Here is a 23,756-nt window from a genome sequence, read left to right as displayed (position 1 = left end):
GCTAATTTTATTCTACAATATTCGACATATTTCGATTTTAAAGAATGATGGGTACTTTTGTCCAATCTATTTATTACTAAATGAAGAAATATCTACCACAAGGATTATCAAATGCAAAAAAAACGGGATATATATGGAGTATCCACATATATATCCCGAATTACTTATCCAAATCTACACTAGCGTTTTACTCAAAGTAAGCGCGTGTAAAGTCAACTGCACCAGCATAATCAAGAATTACACCTTTAAGGTTTGGTTTGATCAGTGCTACGTTGGTGTAATAGTAAATCGGCATTAGCACTTGTTGATCTTTGATCAAAAGAGTTTCGGCCTTAGTGAAATCATCCATACGCTTTTTGTTGTCTGCAGAAGAGTAAGCATCATTAACAAGCGCATCATACTCTTTATTTTTGAAGCCTACGTCATTGTTACCGCTCTTCGAAGTCCAAAGATCGAAGAAAGTCATCGGATCGTTATAGTCTGGGCTCCAGCCCGCACGAGCGATTTGATAGTTCAGACTTCTGCGGTTTTTAAGGAACACGCCCCATTCCTGGTTCTCCGTTTTCACTTCGACACCCAGGTTTCTTTTCCACATATCCGCTACAGCAAGAGCAATTTTCTTATGCTTGTCACTGGAATTGTAGATCAGGGTTACTGGAGGCAGCGTTGTGTAGCCTTCTTCTTGCATTCCTTCTTGCAACAGCTTCTTAGCTTCATCCATATTTTCTGTAAAGAAATCATCTTTATGTTCAGTACGGAAATCTTCCTTCTCGCCCGTAATTCCAGGCGGAACGAATCCGAACGCAGGTTTTTCTTCACTTTGCGTAACCTTGTCAACGATATCTTGACGGCTGATCGCCATCGCAAACGCTTTACGGATTTTCGCATTATCAAACGGCTTTGCAGTTACGTTAAATTGATAGTAGTAAATACCACCAATCGGTTTCAAATTCAATTCATCTTTCAGCTCTTTTTTCACAGCTGGCATTTGGTCCGTAGGAATTTCCCCGTTCGGCATGCCTGCAAAATCAAGTTGACCTGCTTTATAGCTGGACAGCTCGGTTGCACCGCTGTTGGACAGAGACATCGTGATTTTATTCAGCTTAATGTCCTTGTTATCCCAGTAGTTTGCATTTTTAGTCACTTCAATTTTTTGGCCCGTAGTCCAAGTCGTCAAAGTGAAAGGTCCGTTAGTAATCATCGTCTTAGGATCGGCTGCCCATTTTGCGTTGTCTTTAACCGATTGATGAACCGGATAGAACGTATAGAACGAAGTCAGACTCAGGAAGTATGGAGTTGGAGTTTTCAATGTTACTTCCAGCGTATTGTCATCCGTTGCTTTTACGCCCACTGTAGAGAAATCAGTGGTTTTTTTGCTGTTGTAATCTTCAGCACCTTTAATATAAAACAATTGGTATGCATATGGTGGGGCTGGTGTAGAGCTAGGATCGAGAACCCGCTGCCATGCAAAGACGAAGTCTTTTGCCGTCAAAGGATCACCATTGCTCCATTTCGCATCTTTGCGGAGGTGGAAAACATACTTCAGTCCATCAGAAGAAATATCCCATTTCTCTGCTACACCCGGGACTGGCTTGCTGTTTTCATCCAAACGAACCAAACCTTCATACATCATGTTAAGCACGGTATGAGCCTGGCTGTCTTGCGCTTGCGCCGGGTCAAATGTTGGCGGTTCTGCGCTGAGGTTAATGTGAAGCACTTGATCTTTACTCGCGGCAGTGTTTTCTTTGGAGCCGCTTCCCCCTTCATTCTTGGAGCCGCAGCCCGCAAGAACTGTTCCCACTACAAGGATCATCGTTAGTAGGGTGAATAGTGATTTCCTTCTCATGCTGTAATCCCCCTAAGGTTATTTAAGTGTATGGTTAATGATTATACAACCAGTGGTCAAAAAAATCTATACCAAAATCAAAGAAAAAACCTTGCACAGCTCAAATATAGTCTACTTTTCCTTTTATAAACAATGCATATTTACTTAAGACATTGTTATGAATATGTATTTTAAAAAACCAATTACTGTAAAAAGAAGATAGCTGAAGCTCATGATGATAAAGGACATTCTCCATATTAGTTTCGCCATTTTTTGGACGTCAATCCTGCCCTTGAGACGGTTTTGTGCACTGCCGATCAGACCAATCGCTATTAATAGAAGCAGTAATATCAAGTAAAAACCAAACCTTGAATCAAAGGTGAGATTGAATAATGCCGAAACCGAAATAATCAAAAACAGCGTCGTTACATCCATGGCAAGCTTAAGTGAGGTCTTCTTGTTATGTTTCCACCAATAATGGATAAAGTATACGAGCAAAAATGGAAAAAACGGAAGAATGCTCAGAAAGATAAATGAATTTTTCAACAAATCCAAATGATTCACACCTCTCTTATCGTGAGACCTTTAATGAGGCCGGTTAGCATTTCATGGGCCACGGCGTGCATGCCGGCCTTTTCTGCAAGAGCTGCAATACTACCATTAATCCAATCTACCTCTGTTGGGGCGCCTGCCTGAACATCCTTCAGCATGGAAGATGTGTTGCCTGCGGTCGAAGTGCACACTTCCATGATTTGTTCCCACATATCCTCTTCATAGGGAATGCCGCATGCTTCATAAACAGCGAGTGCTTCATTTAGCAGCATCTTCATGATCTGTATCCGCTTGTCTGATGCAAGCAGCTCGCCGTTTGGAATGTTCCACAGCGCGGTGAGCGGATTGATGACCGCATTGATGATTAGCTTCCGGTAAATTCTGCTATCGATGTCATTCGATAAAATGGCCGAAAATCCTGCTTTTTGCAGCGTTTTCACCATATTTTCAGCATATGGGGTTATTTCTGTCCCGACTTGTTGCTGTACGGGGACCCCAATCCATGTCGTACCTGTTCCTGCATGCCGTACTTCATACGGAGCCGTTCGCTTCGCTCCTTCAGTTGTGATAGCCGCATATAGTGGCCAGCCTGGCAAAATACCCGCTAATCGCTCCATATGGCCATATCCGTTTTGAAAACAGACAACGCCCGGAAGCTGATCTGCGGCAGACTTGTCCTTTGCGAGCTGCCCTGCAGACCTTGCGCATACCTCTTCAGTGTCCTTTTGCTTGGTCATCAAGAAAATCCACTCGCCGGGTTCCTGCATCCAATGAGCCGCAAAATCATCAATGATGCCCGCTGCAAAAGTTCCCGGCTCTGCCAAACACTCGGTTTCTCCATATGTATTCACAACTGAAATCCCCTTGGATCGCAGCTCCTCCGATTGTTGGGCGCTTCTGCACCATAAACGGACATTAACTCCCGCTGCTGCGAGCTTGCCGCCGTATAAAAGGCCCAGCGAGCCTCCTCCAACCAGATCTATAATCATCGTATCACCTGTCTTCTGTACTGTGGTGCTTATACCATCTAAAAATATTATATAGCATGTTTACGCCTTGATACGAGAAAAAAGTCTGATGAACGCTTGCAGCAAACTCCAAATACACCTATAGACACGGAAAAACCCGTTCGGAGCGCTTAAATTTCGCTCATCCGGACGGGTGTTCGGGTTTTGACTTTATGATTTACGCCTACTCAATGCGCTCGAGATTACCGTTCGCATCCATTTTAAACCGAGTCTTCAGCTCTTCCTCTTCTTCTGTTAAAAAAGCAAGCCGGCGCGCCCGGTCCATTATTTGGATCAGCGCTTTGTAATCATCGTTCACAACCCGGTAATCCGTCTGGACTTCGCTGACTTCCTTGTTCAGCTGTTCATTAACTCTTCTCAAGTTAGCCAGCTCCTCTTCCTTCTCCCGGAGCTCCTTCTCAAGCATTTTCAGCTGACGGCCATTTTCCTGCAAATTCCCTTTCCATTGGCGCAAGAAGCGAATGACTGCATCGATGGATAACGACTCTTCGCTTGCACCCTCGATCTTGAAATATCCTGCCTCAACTTCACTCAAACCACCTAGAGCTGCCACTTGCAGTGGATTCGCCGGTTGTTTTTTGTAATAGCTTCTCTTCTGCCGCTGCGTTTTGGCAAGGCTGATCGCTTCCTCATACTTTTTACGGACACAGCTGTTCCATCGGAAACCACAGGCTGCGGATGTCCTGCCGATTTTCTCTCCAACTTCCTCGAAAGCAGCGAGCTGCGTGCTTCCTTCGCGGATATGCCTTAACGTTACCTCCGCTAAAATAAGATCATCTTCTGTGCTCCATGCATCTTGTCTTACTGCTGTCATGCAACCAAACCCTCCTAACAACATCCTAAAATAACCGTCTCCATAACCCTTCTTTCCGGGCTTGAATGAGGTATAACAGCTGCTTATTTTCATTTCTATGCTTCTCATAGAGTTCATAGAATCTATTTGATACTAAATTGTATTGCCAAATTTTAAATAGCTCATACTTATTCCGGTGGAAAATAAACGTACCCAGCTTGAATACTTTCTTTAGCAATGATCACAATAATAAGGAAAGCCCGTTATTGATGTAATTCACAGTAGACGGACCACCCTTAGTTGTTGCTTTCCTTGCGATTATAGAATTATCCAGCTTTCGCTGGAATTCAATAAATTCTGTAATCTATAGGGAAACTCAAAAAATTCATAATTGTTCAAGACTTTTCGTTTACACATTTTTGGGTTAACGTTATAATGATGTGTAGTAATGCTACGACCGTACATAAGGAGAGGGGGATACTACGTGGCACGCATGTTTCGAGTACTGGGCTTCTTTACACTTGCTATCGGTTTGATGGCATTTGCCGGGAACATGGTGGAAATGGCTCTGTTGTTCTTCTTGCAGACAGCATTTTTCGTGATTTTGGGATATCTGAAATTTACGGAAAAAACCTACATTCTTCTCTTCTGGGGCTATATGATCGTGACATTTACCGGTTTCAGCTACTGGACAGTCTTTAAAATGGGTCTACCGCTGTAGTTACCGATCATTCGCTTGAAGAGTTACCAAAAAAAGACGATCCGACATCGCTGCCGGTCCGTCTTTTTTTCTTTGTTTCAACATCCCCCTCAAGGTTGAAAAGAGAGGGATGATATTTTTTAAACAAGCATATATTTACATGAGGTATGTAAAACCGTTGTCCAAGACTAGACTTGCCTGGAGGGGAGGAGGATCTGTGAAGGCCGCTAAAAAACATGTGCGCCTAATATATCTGCTTCTGCCGCTTCTGTTCCTCTCACTGCTGCATCCGGAGCATAATCTTCTTGCTGATCCCGTAAAACCAGAGAACGCCGACCAGCAGCAAATGCTGCAAAAAAGCCTCTCTATCGTAGAAATTGACCATGAAATTGAACGGATCACCCGCCAGCAGGACCAAACTCAGACAGAAATAGAAAAACTTCAGGTTCAGCTTGAAGAGAAGCAGCAACAAATCAAGAGCCGCCAGGAGCGTGCAGGAACCGTAATACGTTCCTATTACATGGGTGAAAGGGACAATCTATTTACCATTCTCTTTTCAGCCAAAAACATAAGCAATCTTTTAGAAATATACAGCTATTATGAAATGATCATGGATCAGGACGCAATGGTGCTCGATGCGTACCAGTCTCAGTACCAGAGCATTAAAGAAACACAGCAGCAGATGGAGAAATCCTACGCCCAGCTCACCACAATCAAGGACAATCTCCTGAAGCAAAGAGACCGGGTACTGGCACTGCAAAAGGATCTGGACAGCAGCATTGCGGACAGCAGCGACCCTGAGGCCATGAAAAAAATGATCAAGGAATTTACTGCATATTGGGAAAATGTCGGAATGTATGAAGTTAAGCGGTATTTCTCAGCGCTCTCATCCGCCATGAATGACCTGCCTGAATTTATTCAAAATAAAAAAGGAGCCATCCGGACGAACGGCACCACATACTCCATCGAAATCCAGGAAGATGATCTGAACGACTTTCTAAAGAGTAAAAATGAACTTTTCAATAATTTTTCTTTCCATTTCAACGACAATAAAGTCATCGCAGAGGGCGAGAGCGGTAATTTAAGTCTGCAGGTGGAAGGGCATTACAGCGTTGAGAATGAGCCTGAGAATTCGATTCTGTTCCATGTCGACAAGCTTATATTCAACGGGCTGGAGCTTCCGGATACAACCTGCCGCCAGCTGGAAAATGAATTTGACCTTGGCTTTTATCCGCAGCAAATTGTATCATTTGTCAAAGCTACAGAAGTAACCAGTACCAACCAGGTTCTTCATGTCACGTTAAAGCTGTCTATGTAGGCTAACATGCCATCATTGCACATCATCCTTATTCATTGGATGATTTCTCTTTAGGGCGGCCTTCCAGGGCCTCCCTGTATTCCTGTTCGGTACTTTTACCGGTCAAAAGAAGCTTCGCAGCCTTTGAGAAAACATCCCACTTTGATTGCAATGCACCAGCCTCTGCTGCTCCATCTGTAGGCTTCAGCAGCCGATCAAGACGCACTGGCTGCTGGAGCCATTGGAATTGATCCCCCTGATACATTTCCTTCAAAACAGGCAAATACCCCGTTGTGTCGGACCAAAGCCTCTGGGACATATCTGAAGTCATGTAGGCAATCCAATCTGCAGCATTCTGTGGATGCTGTACCTGGGCGGAGACGGCATAGGATCTCCCGCGGAGTAAAAATGGATTTTCAGCATAAAGCTGTTCAGGAAGGCGGAGCTCCAGCATTCCGTTTCCCTTTCTTTCCTTTGTCGCTGATGAAGCAGACATAGCTACCATAACCAATCCTTCATCCTTCAGGCTTGTCCATGCTTCCTGCATCTTACCCGCTTCTATAAACTGTATTCCAGGACGGAGTTTGCTTAACGATTCAAGCCCTTCATTGGTTGGATTGGACGGATCTGTTCCCATCCCCCCCATCAAAGCGGCAAAAGCATAGGCATCTCCTGCGGGAAGTGCAATCAGCTTCTTATCCTTGCGGTTTTCCTGCTTGACGAGCAGATCTTTCCATTCCTTGCCTGCTTGAGGAATCTCGGGAATTCCTATGGTCTGCAAAGCATGCGCCTGCCAAACAAGCACATAGGGATCCATATCCAGAGGGATCCCCCACTGGTATCCATTCCACTCCAGCATTTGCAAAATCGGACTGATTACATCACTGCCAGTTGTACTGCTCTGATAGGATTCTGCAGGCAGTATGTAACCACTGGAAGCCAAAGACCGAATCCAGGGGCTGTTCACTAGCATCACGTCGGGCCCTTCGCCTACTTCAAGCGCAGCAGTCAGTTGCCGGTATGCATCCGTATCCGGTATGTTCTTAATCTCAACCTGAATGCCAGTTTCGCGAATGAAATTATCATTTATATCGAGCAGTTCTTTGTAATCGGATTCATTTAGATGGGTAATTACCCGGATCGGTTGATCATCAGGATCCTGCGGAGAGGAAGGCTGCGGATTCCAAGACATTGTTTTTCTCTCTTCACTGCTGCTGTTGTCCGGCGTCATATTCTGACCCTGGGACAAGCTGGTTAACGACAGCAGCAAGATGGCGAATAAAAACCAATAATTTTTCCGCTTCAAGTCTTTTGGCCTCCTCTGGCAAATGCCTCATTCCGTACTCTTATTATTTTATCAAAAGGATAGGGCGCTTGTCCTACTTTTTATTGGAAATGTTTTACTCACACCCTACGTCGGTCATGGACAAAAGCCCTGGACCTAGAGCTCATAGAGCAAAAGTATCCAGGACTCTGATCCAATACAGGAGCTAAAGCAAATCGGCAGCCAGCTGTGCCAGTTTGGATCGCTCCCCTTTTTCCAAGGTAATGTGTCCACTGATGCCTTCCTGTTTGAATTTCTCCACAATATACGTGAGTCCGTTGCTTGAAGCATCAAGATAAGGATGGTCTATTTGCTCAGGGTCACCCATCAGGATGATCTTGCTCCCCTCGCCTACCCGGGATACAATGGTTTTCACCTCATGACGGGACAGGTTTTGTGCCTCATCAATAATGATAAACTGACCGGGGATGGATCTGCCGCGGATGTAGGTTAACGCCTCTACCTGAATGCTGCCAAGTCCCATCAGAATTTTATCAATATCCCCGGACTTTTTAGTATCAAATAAAAACTCGAGGTTATCGTAGATCGGCTGCATCCACGGACGCAGCTTTTCTTCTTTTTCCCCAGGCAGATATCCAATATCCTTTCCCATGGGTACGACAGGTCTTGCAATCAACAGCTTTTTATATTTATGCTCATCTTCCACCTTGAGCAATCCTGCCGCCAGAGCAAGCAGGGTCTTGCCTGTGCCCGCCTTACCTGTGATAGTCACAAGTGGTATGTCGTCATTCAATAAAAGCTCTAGCGCCATCCGCTGTTGTGCGTTGCGCGCACATATGCCCCAGACCGCTTCATTGCTCAAAAAGAGCGGCTCCAGCTTTGTGCCTTCCGTGTTAACCTTCAGAAGCGCCGACTTTGTACTTCCCATTTCATCCTTCAAAATCACAAATTCATGGGGATGAAGCGGATAGGAGAGGTTGAGTGGCTTGACCGGCAGAAACCGGTATGAATAAAACTCATCAATGATGGAAGGATGCACCTTCAGCTTCAGGTTGCCTGAGTAGAAGTCCCCAGGTCCGGCAGTTCGGTCTGACAAATAATCCTGCGTAGTTAACCCCAGTACATCAGCCTTAATGCGGACCAGTACGTCTTTGCTGACAAGGACCACCTGATCGGGCTCCTCTTTCACCGTTTCTTCCATATGATAATTCAAGGCCACGGCGAGTATACGGTTGTCATTGGATATTTCCCCGAACATCTCCTGGACCTTGAGAAAACTTCTGTGGTTCAGTTCAACCTTTAAGCTTCCGCCATTATAGAGCGCTACCCCGCTGTGCAGATGTCCGTTTTCCCTCAGCTGATCCAATAAACGTGATACCGTGCGCGCATTGCGTCCAATTTCATCTGCATTACGCTTCTTGGAATCAATTTCTTCGAGAACTACCGCAGGTATGATGACCTCATGCTCATCAAACGCATAGATCGCTCCGGGATCATGAAGAAGCACATTGGTATCCAGTACAAAGATCTTTCTCATACCTTCTCCCTCCACTAACTCATAATGAACACATAAATTATTCCGTCATGGACATCCTAAATTACAATTCGCATTAGAATCTATGACCTGGAAAGGACGATCACATATGAGAATGCTCATGCTTGTCGTGTTGGCACTCGCTGTCATCAGCGGCTGTAACAACAAGACTCAGGACAAAAATGCATCACCCTCTCCTCAAAATAAACAGGGAATGTCCGCTGCTTCCACTGAACACAACCGGGTATCGTTAAAATCTGCAGGGAAGTCAACCGTTCGCGCAGCGGAAGATACTACTAATTTGTCCATTAAGGATCATCTCGAAGCCATGGCCGAAAAAGTGGCAGGAGTCAAAAAAGCACATGTCGTCGTGTTTGGCAATACCGCTGTGGTCGGCATCGACGTCGACGGCAAGCTTACCCGCTCCCGGGTCGGCAATATCAAATACTCGGTGGCAGAAACGCTGCGAAAAGATCCTCGTGGCAAGAACGCGCTTGTGACTGCGGATATGGATCTTTCCAACAGAATTGCTGAAATCGGCCAACATATCAAAAAAGGCGAGCCTGTATCCGGCTTTGCATCCGAGCTGGCCGATATTGTCGGACGCATCATTCCTCAGCTTCCCAAGGATGTAAAAACAAAAACTCAGGCACCGCCAGCCGCACCAACCTCCAAGCACTGATTTAATCAGCCAGCTTTCCCCATAACTCAACAATTTCTGCATAAAATGAATAAAAAGCCTAGTGAGAAGCTCACTAGGCTTTTTTTCATACAGCATCCGGACACAAGCAAATGTGCCCTGTTCAAGAACCGGCAGGCCGGCAGCTGCAGCATTCAATTGGATAAATAATGGCTGAGTGCATGGTGCAACTGCTTCGGACATCTTCCCGACCTCCTGTACAGGTTCCAGTGTACTCTATTATATTAGGCAGCTTCGCAAATATTGCACCCAAGTTTAAGGATTTGCTTTTTCTGCACTGTCCGTCGTCGTCGCCGGCAATCCTTTGCCAGCAATTTCATCCTTCAGCGCTTGCTTCGCCTTATCCAGTTCGGCTTCATCCACATACACGTAAGGGCTCTTCCATGTACCGGTGACCGGCATGAATTTGACGTTTTCCTTATTAACCTTCCAGTACGTTGCGATCATATTCTTCAACTGATCATTTTCGATATCAGTCTCCATGTTTTTATCCATGGCATCCAGAACACCGCCAAGGCTTGTCACACCTTTGAAGGATTGCATCTTATCGATCAGGGCATGCAGGACTTCATTTTGTCTGCGATTGCGGTCAAAATCATCGGAAGCCTGCGTTTTCGGACGACAATTGGATTTGCGGTAACGCACATAATCCAGTGCATCCTTCCCTTCAAGCTTTTGCTCGCCCTTCTTGAGATTGATGTCTGTTCCGTCCGCTTTATCCCTGTAGCACATATTCATGTCCACATTGATGTCCACGCCCCCAAGAGCGTCGACCGCGTCACGGAAGCCCTGAAAGTTAAGGACCGTTGCATAATCAATCGGAATATCCATATATTTACTGAGCATGGTTTTCATTTCATCCTCAGCCTTTTTGCCGCTCTTTTTCTCTTCCGAGAGGAAAATCGGGTAGTAGGCGTTTGCCTTATTTTCCCTATAGCCTTTGAGCTCAATCTTCGTATCCCGCGGAAGTGAAACGACGGTAACTGTTTTGGTATCTGGATTAAACGCCGTCACCATAATCACATCGGATAGATGAGTACCTGTCTCTGGACGGTAGTCCGTACCCAGGAGGAGCATGGTCACTGGCTTCACCTTGGCTGATTTTTCGGCTGGAACCGGTGTGTTATTGCCAGTATCCAATACGCCGCTGTCAGCTTTGTAATAAAGATACGCAACATATCCCGCTACGGCCAATACAGCTAAAATGATGATAATCAGTACAAATTTCAGGAACGTCTTAAATCCGCTCTTCTTTTTTTTCTTTTTTGGCGGCTGTTTGCTTTGTTTGCTGCCACTTTGAGATCGTGGAGGTAGATTGTTATTGCTGGGACTCATCTCAAACACCTTTTTCATTTATTTTGAGTCATTCTCTCTATAAACGATGCCAGTCGTTAAAAAGTTGCCGAAGAGCCGGATCCATACGGCTGCTTAACCTCGTTTACCTGCTGTCTCTGCTTTTTTCTTTTGACGGGCTTCCACAAAATAGCGGACCCGTACCAGAAGCATTAAAGCGACTGCAACGAGCAGGCACTGGATGATCGGAAGCTTGTCGTGCTGAAACACAAGCAGCATGCCCGAACCAATGGCCATCAGGATATACAGCAGAATTTCTTTCAACAAAGGAAGCTTCTGTCTGACACGAAATACCTTGTTATAGACATACGTAATCAACACGAAAATGACAATGTAAGACACAAGCGAATGCGATGCAAACCAGGCTTGCACGTGCGGTACACTCCTTTCAATAACAGGTCAAGAGCCTGTACGTTCATTACAGATTGGTTTCAGCCATTTTGCGGTGCTTCTCTGCGCGTTCACGCTCACTCTTGTTCAAGATCTTTTTGCGAAGACGAATCGATTTTGGCGTAATTTCGCAAAGCTCATCGTCATTCAAATATTCAAGAGCCTGTTCCATCGAGAAGATAATTGGTGTTTTCATTCTCACCGTTTCTTCTTTGTTCGCAGAACGGATATTGTTTACCGCTTTTTCTTTACAAATGTTAACGACAATATCGTTGTCGCGTGTGTGCTCTCCAACGATCATGCCTTCGTAGATCTCGGTTCCCGGCTCCATGAACAAGGTTCCGCGATCTTCAATACCCATCATACCATAAGTTGTGCTTGTGCCGCCTTCGCTGGCAACGAGCACGCCTTGGTGACGTCCGCCAACCTGTCCGCCAATCAGCGGTCCATAGCTGTCAAATGCATGGTTCATGACGCCGTAGCCGCGCGTCAAAGTCAGGAAGTACGTACTGTATCCAATTAGACCCCGAGCTGGAATGAGGAACTCAAGACGAACCTGTCCATTACCGGAGTTCACCATATTAACCATTTCGGCTTTACGGGATCCAAGGCTTTCCATTACGGGTCCCATGCTCTCTTCCGGAATATCGATCAGAAGACGTTCAATCGGCTCCATTCTCTTACCTTCGATTTCACGTACAATAACCTCAGGCTTCGATACCTGCAGCTCATAACCTTCACGGCGCATATTCTCAATCAAAATACCCAAATGAAGCTCACCGCGGCCAGAAACAATAAATGCATCCGGGCTATCGGTTTCTTCTACACGCAAACTCACGTCCGTTTCAAGCTCTTTCATCAAACGCTCGCGCAGCTTACGGGAAGTAACCCATTTGCCTTCGCGTCCTGCGAACGGACTGTTATTCACAAGGAATGTCATTTGCAGTGTTGGTTCATCGATCTTGAGAACTGGCAATGCTTCCGGATTTTGTGGATCAGCGATGGTTTCACCAATGTTGATATCTTTAATACCTGCAATAGCAACGATATCGCCTGCGCCGGCTTCTTCCATTTCAATACGTTTCAGACCTTGGAAGCCAAACAGCTTCTCAATACGGGCTGTTTTACTTTTGCCGTCGCGCATAATAACGGTTACTGATTGACCTTGCTTGATCACGCCGCGGTTAACGCGTCCGATTGCAATACGTCCCAGATATTCGTTGTAATCCATCAAGGTAACGAGGAACTGCAGAGGTTCTTCTACGTTTTCAGTAGGATGAGGGATATGATCCGTAATGGTTTCATACAATGCAAGCATGTTATCATCCTGTTTCTCAGGATCCATGCTGGACGTTCCGTTCAGTGCAGATGCATAAACAACAGGGAAGTTCAATTGATCATCATTGGCATCGAGCTCGATGAACAAGTCCAGAACTTCATCAATTACTTCTGTTGGACGTGCTGCCGGACGGTCGATTTTGTTTACTACGACAATCGGTGTAAGGTTTTGCTCCAACGCTTTGCGTAGTACGAATTTGGTCTGCGGCATGCAGCCTTCATACGCATCTACGACAAGCAGTACGCCATCAACCATTTTCATAATCCGTTCAACTTCGCCGCCGAAGTCGGCGTGTCCCGGTGTATCCAAAATGTTGATCAGATAATCTTTATACGTAATAGCCGTGTTTTTGGCCAAAATGGTAATTCCACGCTCACGCTCCAGGTCATTGGAGTCCATGGCCCGCTCCTGCAAATGCTCGTGTTTCCCAAAAATACCTGATTGTTGCAGAAGCTGGTCTACTAGTGTTGTTTTACCGTGGTCAACGTGGGCAATAATCGCAATGTTGCGAATTTTATCTCTTGAATGCATGACTTTTATCCAGATCCTTTCCCTTTCAAATCAATGCGAATGTGTTTCACCAAAAGAAGCGCCGGGCGGTAATGCCGACGACGCTTCAACATATCCCTTATATTATAGTGAATTTTCAGAAAAAAACAAGCATTTTTACAGAAAATAGAATAAGCTGTCAAAGCGGGTTACCAACCGCCATATCCCTTTTTCCGTCCCGTTCTTCCTCTTCCCAAAATAAACCAAAGGCCCAGCACAATGAGCAGAATTGCGAGCACATAGATGGCTCCCGTATGCAGCAAGGTGAAGAAAAGCAGAACGAGTGATACCAAGCCCAAAATCAGTGCAAATGGCAGCACTCCAGCCGGTTTAGGTGATTCGAACAAATAATATTCGTACGCGCCGACAGCAATGCCTAACAGAAGCACAGGCCACAGAAATGACATCATCCCCCAGCCCCAGAGGTTGCAGATACCAAATAGGAGACCATATACCACCAGAATCCCTCCTGGTATGAGTACAGCTGCACGTGCCCTTCCGCTGAAATACAGCAAATGAATGAGCAGTCCGACCACCACAATGGCAAGCGGCCAGAGTGTGCGTCCCAGGAATCCGAACACGCCCAGTTTTCCCAGCAGAATGACAAGCCCTGCCACCACAATAAACAGACCCAGTTTTACATCGTTCTTGGAGGACATTTTTCCCCACCCTCTTTTCCAATATACCTTACACATCTGCTCCAGCAGGATACGACATGTTTTCACCTTTAGTTTATCTGAAAAAGAGCGAAAAAACCATATTCGTCCCGTAAATTTTTTACTGGCCGGAAACACCAAAAAGGCCGGTTTTCACCGGCACTTGAGAATGGTTATGAGCGCCGAAGCGGCAGCTTTTTAAAACTTCCGGCTGCCATGACCAAAATGGTCAGAAGAATCGGCAGCAGCTTATGCAGCGATGGCATGACCGAGGACAGCATGATCCCCATTCTGGAGTCTTGCAGCAGCATCTCTCCAGCTGTATAGCCCAGGATACCCGCACCCAAATACACGAGTACAGGATAGCGGTGAAGTAGACCGACAATAAGATTACTGCCGAAGACAACTATGGGTATACTAATGGCGATCCCGATCACTATAAGCGCCAAATCTCCATTGGCTACACCGGCTAGCGCCAGCACATTATCAAGACTCATAATAAAATCAGCGGCCAAAATACTCCGTACCGCTTTCCAAATGGAGGCTGACTCCCCCATTCTTACATCGTCCTTGTCATCTGCCAGCAGCCTGAATGCAATCCAGAACAGCAGGAATCCTCCAGCCGCCTGCACAAAAGGAATCTTCAAAAGAATCACGGCCGCGAACGTTAGTATACATCTAAGAACAACCGCCCCCAAAGCCCCCCACCACACGGCCTGTTTACGCTGTTTCGGCGGCAAGTTTTTGCTTGCTAACGCAATCACCACGGCGTTGTCTCCGCTCAGAACCAGATTAATCATCAGGATCTGTACAAGCAGCCATATCGATTCCAACAGTCAACACCCCCACTACTACTCCTATGCTCCTGTTGGCCAGGCTATGCTTGACTCTCATTGAAAAATTATCCTATAATGAATGCGATTTGTTATATGGTATGGACTAAAATCATTTCTTTGGTCCATTCTATATTAGACTCCGTTTACAGTCATGATGAGGAGTGACCTGATGTGGAAACATCAATACTTGCCTTTTTGGCAAAACTAGCCAATATCGTGTTTCTTGATCTTATTCTAGCTGGCGATAACGCTATCGTCATTGGCCTTGCTGCGAGGAATCTGCCATCCTCGACTCAGAAAAAGGCCATTTTTTATGGAACCGGCGGCGCCGTGCTGCTGCGTATCGCTGCTACGATCATTGTGGTCTGGCTGCTGCAAGTCCCCTGGCTGCTTCTCATCGGAGGAATCCTGCTCATAGGCATTGCTTACAAGCTTCTGGCAGACAATGATGATCATACCGATGTCAAGGCGGGACGTACACTATGGGGCGCTATACGAACCATTATCGTAGCGGATGCAGCCATGGGACTGGATAATGTTATCGCGGTTGCCGGAGCGGCGCAGCAAAATATTATTTTGGTCATCCTGGGACTCTTGATCAGTGTTCCGATTGTCGTCTGGGGCAGCACTCTATTTATTAAGCTTATTGACCGTTTCCCTTGGATTATTTATTTGGGATCAGCAGTACTCGGATATACCGCATCCAACATGATAACCGAAGAGAAAAGACTGCATCCTTTCTTCGAAGATCATCCCGCCATTCGTATCCTGTTTATTATCGTCGTCATTGTTGCCGTGCTCGTGACAGGATACATGAAGAAACGTTCGGACCAGCGGAAAAAGAGCAGCGAGAATTCTTACAGTTAAACAAAAGGACCTCCAACGCATGGTTGGAAGTCCTTTTTTATTGATTAAAACCATTCTTCATCGATTCCGTCCTCACGGTCCGCTTCAATGACGGAATCCGGGGTCAGCACAATGGTCTCCGTCCGCCCCACCGCTTCCTCCAGCATGGTTTGCAGATTGGTGATTGATGCTTCTATCCGTTCTACAATGCGAAGATTCGGATTGGTTGATGGAGACTTCGGCACAAATATGGTGCAGCAGTCCTCATAAGGCAGTATCGAAAGCTCGTACGTACCGATCTGCTTTGAGACTTCGATAATTTCGTTTTTATCCATCATAATAAGCGGACGCAGCAAAGGCAGCTCGGTAGCACGCCCGATCACGTTCATACTTGGGAGCGTCTGGCTGGCCACTTGTCCAAGACTGTCCCCCGTAACGATAGCAAGCGCTCCTTCGCGTTCTGCCAGCATGGTGGCAATACGCAGCATCGAGCGGCGCATCAGAGTAATAATCAGATTATCCTGGCCATGACCTGTGAAGGATGTCTGGATCTCCGTGAAAGGCACCAGATGTATTTTGACTTCACCTGTATATCCCGACAGTACTTTAGCCAGCTCCATGACTTTTTCTTTGGCCTTCCGACTGGTGAATGGATAACTATAGAAATGAACGCATTCCAACTCAAGTCCACGGCGCATGCTGGTAAATCCCGCTACAGGACTATCAATACCGCCGGACAAAAGCAGCATCGCTTTGCCGTTGCTCCCGCGTGGAAATCCGCCAGCAGCAGGAATGACCTCACAGTAAATATAGGTACCCTGTTCTCTGATCTCTACCCGCAGCTGCAGCTCCGGTTCCTTCATGCTTACTTTTAACGGCTCAAATTTTTTCAATATGGGTGAACCGACCAGGTGATTCATCTCATGAGATGAATGCGGGAAGGCTTTCCACACTCTTCTGGCTGTCACCTTGAAGGTCGTTTCCTTTTGCAGATCCATCTGCTCCAAAAACGACGCACTCGTTTCAATTATTTTATCGAGTTGTGATGGGCAGACGACCACCGGACTGATCGAATGAATGCCAAATATTTTTTTAAGCTCATCCGTTAATTTGCTTTGATCTTCCCCATTCAAGGCAACATACAATCTTCCATACTCTTTCTGAATTTCAGCTGCGGGATAAGAAGCAAGTATAGATTGTATATGTGTTATGATCGTCTTTTCAAAACGGTTGCGGTTTTTTCCTTTAAGTGTGAATTCTCCGAAACGGAGCAATAACATATCATAATTCAAGCTCATTTCATTCCTTCCTGTCTAAGCGGCTGCAACCGGCTCACTGCAGCATCAAGCGCCGTGAGAAGCTGCTCTACATCTTGATGTGTATTGGTCATCCCCATGCTGATCCGGATTGCGCTGGATGCTGCATCCTCGCTGCGTCCCATGGCTAGCAGTACCCGGCTTGGTTCAGTGGTTTTGGAGGAGCAGGCAGACTTGGTGGAAACCAGCATTCCATGTTCCTCCAGAGTATGGAGCAGCACCTCTGCTTTCATTCCGGGGAACGACACATTGACAATATGAGGAGCCCCTTCCTCAAAGCTGTTCGGTTCAAGACTCGGTGTTTTACTAATCCAGTCAAGCAGGGTGTCTCTATGGGCACCCACTTCCTTCATGAAAGCTTCTGTTTGTTCAGCAGCCATTCGCATCGCCTTGGACATCGCAACAAATCCGGGAATATTCTCGGTTCCCGCTCTAAGTCCTGATTCCTGCTTGCCGCCGGACAGCAATGGATGAAGATTGAGCCCTTCACGCTTATAAAGCACTCCTGTTCCCTTCGGCCCGCGGATCTTATGCGCGGACAAGGTATATAGATCGGCTTGCCACTCCTCCAAATCAACAGGCAGCTTACCGAATCCTTGTACTCCGTCAATATGGAAAACGGTTAAAGGGTTTGCTTTCTTAATAACTCGTCCAATGTCAGCAAGCGGTTGAATGGCTCCCGTCTCGTTATTGACATGCATCACACTGACAAGGATTGTATCCTTCCGCACAGCAGATGCAACATCTGCAGGGTCTATCATCCCTTTTGCATCCACAGGTAAATAAGTAATCTCATAGCCTTGCTTTTCCAGATCCAGACAGCTGTCATATACGGACGGGTGTTCAATTTGCGTCGAGATGATATGCTTTCCCCGGCCCCCATACTGTAAAGCCGTACCTTTAATCGCCAAATTATTTCCTTCGGTGGCCCCTGAAGTCAGAATGATTTCGGCTGGCTTTACATTCAGGGCACCGGCGCATACTTCTCTGGCCCGCTTGATCAGTTTCGCGGCATCCTCACCCATTCTGTGAATAGAGGAAGGATTGCCGTAATGCTTTTTCATAACCTCGGCCATCGTTTGAATGACCTCATCATAAGGCGGCGTGCTTGCCGCGTGATCCCAATATATCATGTTGATTCATCCTTCCGCTTCCGGTTTCCGGACAATATAAAAAGATCAAACAGGGGGTTAAGCTGTTAAAGTGTCCTTCATCGCTGCCATTCTCCCCATTTGATCCTATATATAATGTTCAAAAATGTTAAACTTCGTATTTCGAGCGTGCGTTGGTAATCTTGCTAATGTATTTTCTCGTCTCCAGTGGCAGCATCCCCAGTTTGTCCATCAACTGTTCATCGGTGGTTACCCCGAGCTTGGCAAGTCGGTTAGGCCCAGCATTGTAAGCTGCCAATGCCATATTCTCCTGGCCGTTAAACCGCTTAATCTGGTATGACAGATAACGGGTACCCGCGTCGATATTCTGGGCAGGATCGAATGGATCACTTACGCCAAGACCCGCTGCGGTTCCATCCATCAGCTGCATAAGTCCTTTCGCTCCGGCCGAAGATACCACATTGGGATTAAAGGAGGATTCTGTATCGATTACTGCTTTAATCAGCGCTTCATCAATGCCATATTTTTTACTGGCTTGCTGAATTAAATCATCATAGCTTGTCGGACCGGATTTCTCTGTCGAATGACTGCTGCCCACAAACTGAAGCTCGGATGCCTCCGATTCAGCTACTGTGCCCAGCTGCTGCCATAATAAGCCGTCACTGTATGTGACACCTGAAACAGTTGGCAGCACAGAGCCATCTACACTGGAGTTATCACCAGAAGATGAGTTGACAAGCTGCTGTAAAATGACGCCAAAATCAGAACTGCTTCCATTTGCTAAAATATCCTGCAGCAGCTCGTCTCTATTTTGAATACGGCTGTTATCCTGAAGTGAAGCCAGCTGCTTCGCGGTTGCCGAATCGATTTGCATGATAAAACCTCTTTTTCTTCAGAGTGTTAGTTTGATTCGTTTCCGTCATTTTACCATGTTTATGGGAGTAAGCGCCATATATCCATAGAATTATATTATACATTATCATATTGTATCATCTAATGAAAAACGCCCTTCCGCTGAATTGACAGGGAAGGACGCTCCAATGCTTTATTTAGCTGATTGAATGTTACCGGGCAAAAGGAATAAGAACAAAATAGCTGATTGTAGCCAAAATACCCAAGCCCATACCCCAAGCTCCCCATACCTTGCTTCCTTGACTGTACGCGTAGTAACCGGTCACAGCCGCGATCGGTCCCAGCACAATGGACCACATAAACAGGGAAGCAATACCGAAAGCAAGACCTACATATCCAGCTGTTCTTCCATTGGTTCTTTCCTTTTCCCGATCCTCATCATCATCTTGACTGATCTCATAGCGGCCTGATCTTGGAGGCGCTACCTCAGCGGCATATTCCTCTTCATGATCATCACGGCGCGGATAATCTCTGCGGATCCGTCTGGATGCATGCTGTCTTTCTCTTTCATGCTGCTCATGCTCTTCGTGCTCATGAAAATCGTCCATCAGAATACCTCCCTGTAATTGGTTGGTCTGAAGATACATTGATCATAGTGATGACTTTGAGATGGTTTTTTAAGAAGATTTCGGTTTGAATGTCAAGCAGCATGTGGCAGAGGAATTATCCGCATAGTCTTTGTGTTCGGCAAAATGCTCACTGCCAAATTCCTCACTGTATTTTGCAGAAGCATGCTTGTCGATCTCGATCAGGATCTGTTCTGCTTTGCACACATTCTGCTCTCCCCAATAACCGCAATTGCTGACACTGCATTTGACAATGGTTCTTGTATCACTCATTTTTAGGATCACCTCAGATACCATTGTCTCCTTGCTTTCTCCCCCCTATACGAACGGTTACCTGTCAGTTGCTGGCGGGAATTCATTATCCAAGAAGGTCTTCTAGCCACTCACCAGATGTGGGAAATCCATAGCATAAATAAAAAAAGATGCCCGGTCTGCGGACATCTTTAGCATGTATGATCAAAAAGATTTTTTATGGTTTAGGCGTGAGTGCGCTGACTTTGCATTCTACGCTCTGTCAAATAGTCGCTTTCGTAGTAAGTCAGGTCATCTCTGAGGTCTTCAAACACTTTTGTAATGTCCAGGACGATGTCCCGCACCGGGCGCACCGGTTTCGCTCTGAAACGGATTGCATCTTGTCCGGTATAAGCGTATCGGCCATCTTCGGAATAGCTTTCGCTTTTTGGATAGAAAAAGTTATTCACGCAGTGGTGATATACATGATAGAGAGCCTTCTCAGCAAATTCCGTATCAAAATTCGCACGGCGCAGCACGACTCCAAGCTTCTCTGAAGAAACTTCGCTGAAGACAAGCAGATGGCGCAAATCCGAAAGAAACCCTTTGTAAAAATGCAGTGTTTCTTCATTTGGTTCTGCCGCGAGCTGCGAAAGCGAATACTCGTTCAGAAATACCTCAAGTTTATCGATTGCATATTTCAGCTTCTCTTTCGTGGTCTCACACAATTTTTGAACATTACCTGCTGACATCGCTAATTTGCTCCCCCTTAATGGTTCCTTCAGTCCAATTGCTGACATCATACAATTAAATCGCTTTACAGCATCATTTTTCCATGTACTATCCTATCATAAAACAATGATGAGCGGTATCCCTTTCTGCAATCCCATTGGACAAATATTGGGTACTAATGTGGCGGCCATGAAATCGGGGTATAAAATAGGCCTCCTCTCCTCACGATAAAGGTAATTTCATTTTCAGGAGGTTTATCTTATGTCCCGTCGCACATGGGCAGGTCTTGGCATCGCGGCAGCAGCCGCTGCACTGATCATCATCATGCAGGTGCCTCACTCCGCCGATACCCACACCCGCAAGCAAGCTTCCGAGCCGGTCATACCGAACCCGAAGCAAGAACATCTTTCCAAGCAAAGCTTGATGGCACAGGATATTGCTTCCACGGATCATTTAACGCGCCTGGATGCCAAGCAGCACCTGACCTCGATGCTCACCAAGCTTGCGCAGGCTGGACCCGCTCAAGTCTCTGACTATGTGCGTAAGCTTCAGCAATCACATGATCACTTTACCATGATTATATGGCAGGATGCGAAAAAAGGAAAACGTCAGGAATATACGATTACGAAAAGCAACTGGAATGCTGCCGACCGGAAAATCTTGAAGGGATATCTTGATCAAGCCGAAAAGAATATCGGCAAACAGCGTTCATATGAGTCCACCTCTTTTAAAATGAGCGGCAAGGAGTATTTTGTAATCGCTGAGCCTTCAAAACAAACACCGAAGCAAGGCGTTATTGCTCTTATGAATCAGAGAATCCTGACAGAAGTAGCCAACCACCAAAAGAAAAACCTGAGACTCATCCCTTATCCGAAAGAAGGAAAATACAAGGTCGAGTCCGTTCATGCCGATACACTGCGGGATATTACAGTACGAACCGGTCATGACAACGAGAAAGCCAGCCATTTTTATGAAAATGAAATTGTAGTGCGTTTCCGCCAGGATCCGTCCCGGCAGGATCTGAACCGAATAATCAGTGAGCTTAGAGCCGAATCCTCGCGAAAGCTGGGTTATGCCTATGTGTTTCATGCCAGTGGAATGGATTACAGCCAACTAAAATCATATTTCATGAAAAACTGGAACCCACAATACGTTGAGCCCCATTATTTATACATGACCAATGACAAGGTAAAAGAGTCCACGAGCAGTCTGCCCAATGTTCCAAATGATTTGCTGTTCGCCAAATATCAATGGAATCTGCCTGCCATTGAAACAAATCAAGGCTGGGATTTATCCAGAGGCAGCAATGACGTCATTGTCGGTATCGTTGATACAGGTGTTGATATCGATCATCCGGACCTGCAGGGACAGCTTCTGACAGGCTACAACGTTATTAACCCCGACTCCGATCCATTAGATGACGTAGGACATGGAACCCATGTATCCGGAATCATCGGAGCACTTGTGAACAATAACGAAGGCGTTGCCGGAATCAGCTGGTACAACAAAATGCTGCCGGTAAAAGCGCTCGATAAATCAGGATCCGGAACAACCTATTCTGTGGCCGAAGGTATTATCTGGGCTGCTGACAACGGAGCTAAAGTCATTAATATGAGTCTTGGCAACTACGCCGATTCCCAGTTTCTCCATGATGCCGTAAAATACGCTTATGACCGCGATGTGGTACTTGTAGCTGCTTCAGGAAACGACAATACCGAGCGGCCTGGCTACCCAGCAGCTTATTCCGAAGTTCTTGCGGTTGCAGCTACGGATTCCAATATGAAGAGGGCATCATACTCTAATTACGGGGATTACATCGATGTAGCTGCGCCCGGAACCAGCATTGCCAGCACATATCCGGGCAACCAGTATGCGGCCTTATCGGGTACTTCTATGGCAAGCCCTCATGTTGCTGCCATGGCCGCTCTGATCCGCTCCCGAAATCCGGATCTTACCAACAAGCAAGTCATGGATATTATGCGAAGCAGCACGGTGGATTTGGGCCCAAAAGGAAGGGACAAATACTATGGGTATGGACAGATTGATATTTATAAAGCATTGCAGGCTGCAGGCACTACAGAAGCACCATTACAATTTTGGCCGCAGCATGTTCAGAAGAAAATGGATTCTGTCATTCAAAAAAACAAATAACATGTTAGAAAAAAAGCAATCCGGCCTTTTTAAGGCGGATTGCTTTTTTGACTGCAAAGTTTTCAGCTTCAATTTTATAAACACCGGAAAACACTCTTGTAGCATTATGTCTTCTGCGAATCTACTGCGAGACATTTTCTTATGGTGTGTTACAGATTTGATTAACGTCTGCCTCTGGCTCTAGAAACCTGCGCTCCCCGCTTCACGCTGTTAGTGGAAACGGAGCAGTTTTGATCACTTTCAACGTAGTTATATACATGTTTTGGTACGGGTACACAGTGATGTCTTTTTACCACTTGAACTGTGTGAACCACCGGTACGATTTGCGGGTAGTAATAATCCTGAACAATTACAGTTGGATCTGTATAAATCGGATCCGCTGGAGGACATTGGAAGCAATGGTTATACATTTGCAAGCAGCTCCTTTCGTTGAATTAGTACAGTTTATTATGTTGGAATCACCTTCGTTTGTACGTTTGTCCTTGGTATAGTGTTATTTGACTAAATCAGGCTCGTCTGGATATAAGCCGCCGGGTAAGCGCAAAAAGACGGCATCACCGGTTTAACGGGATGCCGCCTTGGCGGTATCATGTTTAATAATACTGTTGCAGTTAGGAAAGTTTTACGTAAGCCGGGTTCTGTGCTCTTCGCGGTACAGACGGGAACTACCCTCCCGCGGATAAGCGACAATCATCTATCTAGGCCAATCATTGCTAATTGGCTCAAGCGACCAACCCGAACGCGCCTCGGGCTAAGGCTGCTTCTCAGGGAAGCCGCGTTCCATTAGGTCTTGCTCCAAGTGGGGTTTACCAGGAACGAAGTCACCAGCGTTCCTCGGGGTCTCTTACACCTCGGTTCCATCCTTGCCTGATCCGCTGTAACAGCGGCCATCGGCGGTCCATTTCTGTGGCACTATCCTTCAACTCGCGCTGACTGGACGTTATCCAGCACCCTGCCCTATGGAGCCCGGACTTTCCTCTCGTGGCGCCTTACGCGCCACCAGCGATTGTCTGTCAAACTTTCCGGACAACATTGTATAGTATACATGGAAAA

General features: G+C 46.1%; 22 protein-coding genes and 1 other RNA gene. 5 read left to right on the top strand and 18 right to left on the bottom strand.

Annotated features, from left to right (window positions below):
* Positions 1 to 187: 187 nt before the first annotated feature.
* The 4 genes from KJS65_RS01510 to KJS65_RS01495 all read right to left on the bottom strand — a co-directional run bounded on the left by KJS65_RS01510 (position 188) and on the right by KJS65_RS01495 (position 4,219).
* The gene (locus KJS65_RS01510; RefSeq protein ID WP_136606515.1) at positions 188 to 1,846 is read right to left on the bottom strand and encodes a peptide ABC transporter substrate-binding protein; all 1,659 of its coding nucleotides are present in this window, start codon (positions 1,844 to 1,846) and stop codon (positions 188 to 190) included.
* Positions 1,847 to 1,990: 144 nt separating this feature from the next.
* Positions 1,991 to 2,389: a DUF3397 domain-containing protein gene (locus KJS65_RS01505; protein WP_306432949.1), complete on the bottom strand. Its 399-nt coding sequence runs from the start codon at positions 2,387 to 2,389 to the stop codon at positions 1,991 to 1,993.
* Positions 2,386 to 3,366, bottom strand: a complete 981-nt coding sequence (locus KJS65_RS01500; protein WP_213648278.1) for a ketopantoate reductase family protein — start codon at positions 3,364 to 3,366, stop codon at positions 2,386 to 2,388. Before KJS65_RS01500 ends, KJS65_RS01505 begins: the two co-directional genes overlap by 4 nt.
* A 202-nt stretch (positions 3,367 to 3,568) precedes the next feature.
* On the bottom strand, positions 3,569 to 4,219 hold the full coding sequence (locus KJS65_RS01495; protein WP_213648277.1) for an RsfA family transcriptional regulator: 651 nt from the start codon (positions 4,217 to 4,219) through the stop codon (positions 3,569 to 3,571).
* Between the two features lie 463 nt (positions 4,220 to 4,682).
* Here KJS65_RS01495 and KJS65_RS01490 point away from each other — a divergent pair, with 463 nt between their 5' ends.
* Together KJS65_RS01490 and KJS65_RS01485 are read left to right on the top strand one after the other, a co-directional pair.
* Positions 4,683 to 4,919, top strand: a complete 237-nt coding sequence (locus KJS65_RS01490; RefSeq protein WP_136606519.1) for a DUF2626 family protein — start codon at positions 4,683 to 4,685, stop codon at positions 4,917 to 4,919.
* 196 nt (positions 4,920 to 5,115) lie between these two features.
* A complete protein-coding gene (locus KJS65_RS01485) occupies positions 5,116 to 6,216 on the top strand; it encodes a coiled-coil domain-containing protein (RefSeq protein ID WP_213648276.1) in 1,101 nt (366 codons plus the stop codon).
* A 28-nt stretch (positions 6,217 to 6,244) separates the two neighbouring features.
* Here the strand turns inward: KJS65_RS01485 and KJS65_RS01480 are convergent, their stop codons facing one another.
* Entirely contained in the window at positions 6,245 to 7,501 is a 1,257-nt protein-coding gene (locus tag KJS65_RS01480; RefSeq protein WP_213648275.1) for an extracellular solute-binding protein, read from the bottom strand.
* Positions 7,502 to 7,685: 184 nt separating this feature from the next.
* Positions 7,686 to 9,017: a PhoH family protein gene (locus tag KJS65_RS01475; protein ID WP_213648274.1), complete on the bottom strand. Its 1,332-nt coding sequence runs from the start codon at positions 9,015 to 9,017 to the stop codon at positions 7,686 to 7,688.
* A gap of 106 nt (positions 9,018 to 9,123) precedes the next feature.
* On the opposite strand from KJS65_RS01475, the gene KJS65_RS01470 reads away from it, so the two are divergent.
* Complete coding sequence (locus KJS65_RS01470) at positions 9,124 to 9,696, top strand: YhcN/YlaJ family sporulation lipoprotein (protein ID WP_213648273.1); 573 nt, start codon at positions 9,124 to 9,126, stop codon at positions 9,694 to 9,696.
* A 273-nt stretch (positions 9,697 to 9,969) separates the two neighbouring features.
* On the opposite strand, the gene KJS65_RS01465 is transcribed toward KJS65_RS01470, so the two are convergent.
* From KJS65_RS01465 to KJS65_RS01445, 5 genes are all read right to left on the bottom strand, one after another.
* Positions 9,970 to 11,049, bottom strand: a complete 1,080-nt coding sequence (locus tag KJS65_RS01465) for an LCP family protein (protein ID WP_213648272.1) — start codon at positions 11,047 to 11,049, stop codon at positions 9,970 to 9,972.
* A gap of 93 nt (positions 11,050 to 11,142) precedes the next feature.
* Positions 11,143 to 11,439, bottom strand: a complete 297-nt coding sequence (locus KJS65_RS01460) for a YlaH-like family protein (protein WP_136606524.1) — start codon at positions 11,437 to 11,439, stop codon at positions 11,143 to 11,145.
* A gap of 46 nt (positions 11,440 to 11,485) precedes the next feature.
* Positions 11,486 to 13,327, bottom strand: coding sequence for a translational GTPase TypA (typA, locus tag KJS65_RS01455; RefSeq protein WP_136606525.1), 1,842 nt, complete (start codon positions 13,325 to 13,327; stop codon positions 11,486 to 11,488).
* A gap of 167 nt (positions 13,328 to 13,494) precedes the next feature.
* Complete coding sequence (locus KJS65_RS01450; RefSeq protein ID WP_213648271.1) at positions 13,495 to 14,004, bottom strand: hypothetical protein; 510 nt, start codon at positions 14,002 to 14,004, stop codon at positions 13,495 to 13,497.
* Between the two features lie 170 nt (positions 14,005 to 14,174).
* Positions 14,175 to 14,834, bottom strand: a complete 660-nt coding sequence (locus tag KJS65_RS01445) for a TerC family protein (RefSeq protein ID WP_213648270.1) — start codon at positions 14,832 to 14,834, stop codon at positions 14,175 to 14,177.
* 174 nt (positions 14,835 to 15,008) lie between these two features.
* Here KJS65_RS01445 and KJS65_RS01440 point away from each other — a divergent pair, with 174 nt between their 5' ends.
* Complete coding sequence (locus KJS65_RS01440; protein WP_213648269.1) at positions 15,009 to 15,704, top strand: TerC family protein; 696 nt, start codon at positions 15,009 to 15,011, stop codon at positions 15,702 to 15,704.
* 44 nt (positions 15,705 to 15,748) lie between these two features.
* On the opposite strand, the gene thiI is transcribed toward KJS65_RS01440, so the two are convergent.
* The 6 genes from thiI to KJS65_RS01410 form a co-directional block, all read right to left on the bottom strand.
* Positions 15,749 to 16,975 (bottom strand): tRNA uracil 4-sulfurtransferase ThiI, encoded by a 1,227-nt coding sequence (gene thiI / locus KJS65_RS01435; RefSeq protein ID WP_213650587.1) that lies wholly within the window; start codon positions 16,973 to 16,975, stop codon positions 15,749 to 15,751.
* A gap of 2 nt (positions 16,976 to 16,977) precedes the next feature.
* Positions 16,978 to 18,132 carry a cysteine desulfurase family protein gene (locus KJS65_RS01430; RefSeq protein WP_213648268.1) on the bottom strand — a complete coding sequence of 385 codons (1,155 nt, stop codon included), beginning with the start codon at positions 18,130 to 18,132 and terminating at the stop codon, positions 16,978 to 16,980.
* Positions 18,133 to 18,259: 127 nt separating this feature from the next.
* On the bottom strand, positions 18,260 to 18,985 hold the full coding sequence (locus KJS65_RS01425) for a lytic transglycosylase domain-containing protein (RefSeq protein WP_213648267.1): 726 nt from the start codon (positions 18,983 to 18,985) through the stop codon (positions 18,260 to 18,262).
* Between the two features lie 190 nt (positions 18,986 to 19,175).
* Positions 19,176 to 19,571 (bottom strand): hypothetical protein, encoded by a 396-nt coding sequence (locus KJS65_RS01420; protein ID WP_213648266.1) that lies wholly within the window; start codon positions 19,569 to 19,571, stop codon positions 19,176 to 19,178.
* Between the two features lie 69 nt (positions 19,572 to 19,640).
* Positions 19,641 to 19,862 (bottom strand): DUF1540 domain-containing protein, encoded by a 222-nt coding sequence (locus tag KJS65_RS01415; RefSeq protein WP_136606531.1) that lies wholly within the window; start codon positions 19,860 to 19,862, stop codon positions 19,641 to 19,643.
* A 203-nt stretch (positions 19,863 to 20,065) separates the two neighbouring features.
* Positions 20,066 to 20,572, bottom strand: coding sequence for a YpuI family protein (locus KJS65_RS01410; RefSeq protein ID WP_213648265.1), 507 nt, complete (start codon positions 20,570 to 20,572; stop codon positions 20,066 to 20,068).
* 241 nt (positions 20,573 to 20,813) lie between these two features.
* On the opposite strand from KJS65_RS01410, the gene KJS65_RS01405 reads away from it, so the two are divergent.
* On the top strand, positions 20,814 to 22,703 hold the full coding sequence (locus tag KJS65_RS01405) for a S8 family peptidase (RefSeq protein WP_213648264.1): 1,890 nt from the start codon (positions 20,814 to 20,816) through the stop codon (positions 22,701 to 22,703).
* A 612-nt stretch (positions 22,704 to 23,315) separates the two neighbouring features.
* Here KJS65_RS01405 and rnpB read toward each other — a convergent pair.
* An RNA gene (gene rnpB / locus KJS65_RS01400) (RNase P RNA component class A) lies at positions 23,316 to 23,725 on the bottom strand.
* Between the last annotated feature and the right edge of the window lie 31 nt (positions 23,726 to 23,756).

The organism is Paenibacillus sp. J23TS9, assembly GCF_018403225.1.
Lineage (GTDB): Bacteria > Bacillota > Bacilli > Paenibacillales > Paenibacillaceae > Paenibacillus_AQ.
Note: the sequence above shows the minus strand (reverse complement) of the source record. Positions and strands in the feature narration are given on the sequence as shown.

Excerpts from the sequence above, each read along its gene's own strand:
- KJS65_RS01495 (WP_213648277.1), bottom strand. The coding sequence starts at position 4,219 with ATGACAGCAGTAAGACAAGATGCATGGAGCACAGAAGATGATCTTATT.
- KJS65_RS01410 (WP_213648265.1), bottom strand. The coding sequence starts at position 20,572 with ATGTCAGCAGGTAATGTTCAAAAATTGTGTGAGACCACGAAAGAGAAG.
- typA (WP_136606525.1), bottom strand. The coding sequence starts at position 13,327 with ATGCATTCAAGAGATAAAATTCGCAACATTGCGATTATTGCCCACGTT.
- KJS65_RS01450 (WP_213648271.1), bottom strand. The coding sequence starts at position 14,004 with ATGTCCTCCAAGAACGATGTAAAACTGGGTCTGTTTATTGTGGTGGCA.
- KJS65_RS01420 (WP_213648266.1), bottom strand. The coding sequence starts at position 19,571 with ATGGACGATTTTCATGAGCACGAAGAGCATGAGCAGCATGAAAGAGAA.
- KJS65_RS01510 (WP_136606515.1), bottom strand. The coding sequence starts at position 1,846 with ATGAGAAGGAAATCACTATTCACCCTACTAACGATGATCCTTGTAGTG.
- KJS65_RS01405 (WP_213648264.1), top strand. The coding sequence starts at position 20,814 with ATGTCCCGTCGCACATGGGCAGGTCTTGGCATCGCGGCAGCAGCCGCT.
- KJS65_RS01425 (WP_213648267.1), bottom strand. The coding sequence starts at position 18,985 with ATGCAAATCGATTCGGCAACCGCGAAGCAGCTGGCTTCACTTCAGGAT.
- KJS65_RS01415 (WP_136606531.1), bottom strand. The coding sequence starts at position 19,862 with ATGAGTGATACAAGAACCATTGTCAAATGCAGTGTCAGCAATTGCGGT.
- KJS65_RS01465 (WP_213648272.1), bottom strand. The coding sequence starts at position 11,049 with ATGAGTCCCAGCAATAACAATCTACCTCCACGATCTCAAAGTGGCAGC.
- KJS65_RS01500 (WP_213648278.1), bottom strand. The coding sequence starts at position 3,366 with ATGATTATAGATCTGGTTGGAGGAGGCTCGCTGGGCCTTTTATACGGC.
- KJS65_RS01470 (WP_213648273.1), top strand. The coding sequence starts at position 9,124 with ATGAGAATGCTCATGCTTGTCGTGTTGGCACTCGCTGTCATCAGCGGC.
- KJS65_RS01475 (WP_213648274.1), bottom strand. The coding sequence starts at position 9,017 with ATGAGAAAGATCTTTGTACTGGATACCAATGTGCTTCTTCATGATCCC.
- KJS65_RS01430 (WP_213648268.1), bottom strand. The coding sequence starts at position 18,132 with ATGATATATTGGGATCACGCGGCAAGCACGCCGCCTTATGATGAGGTC.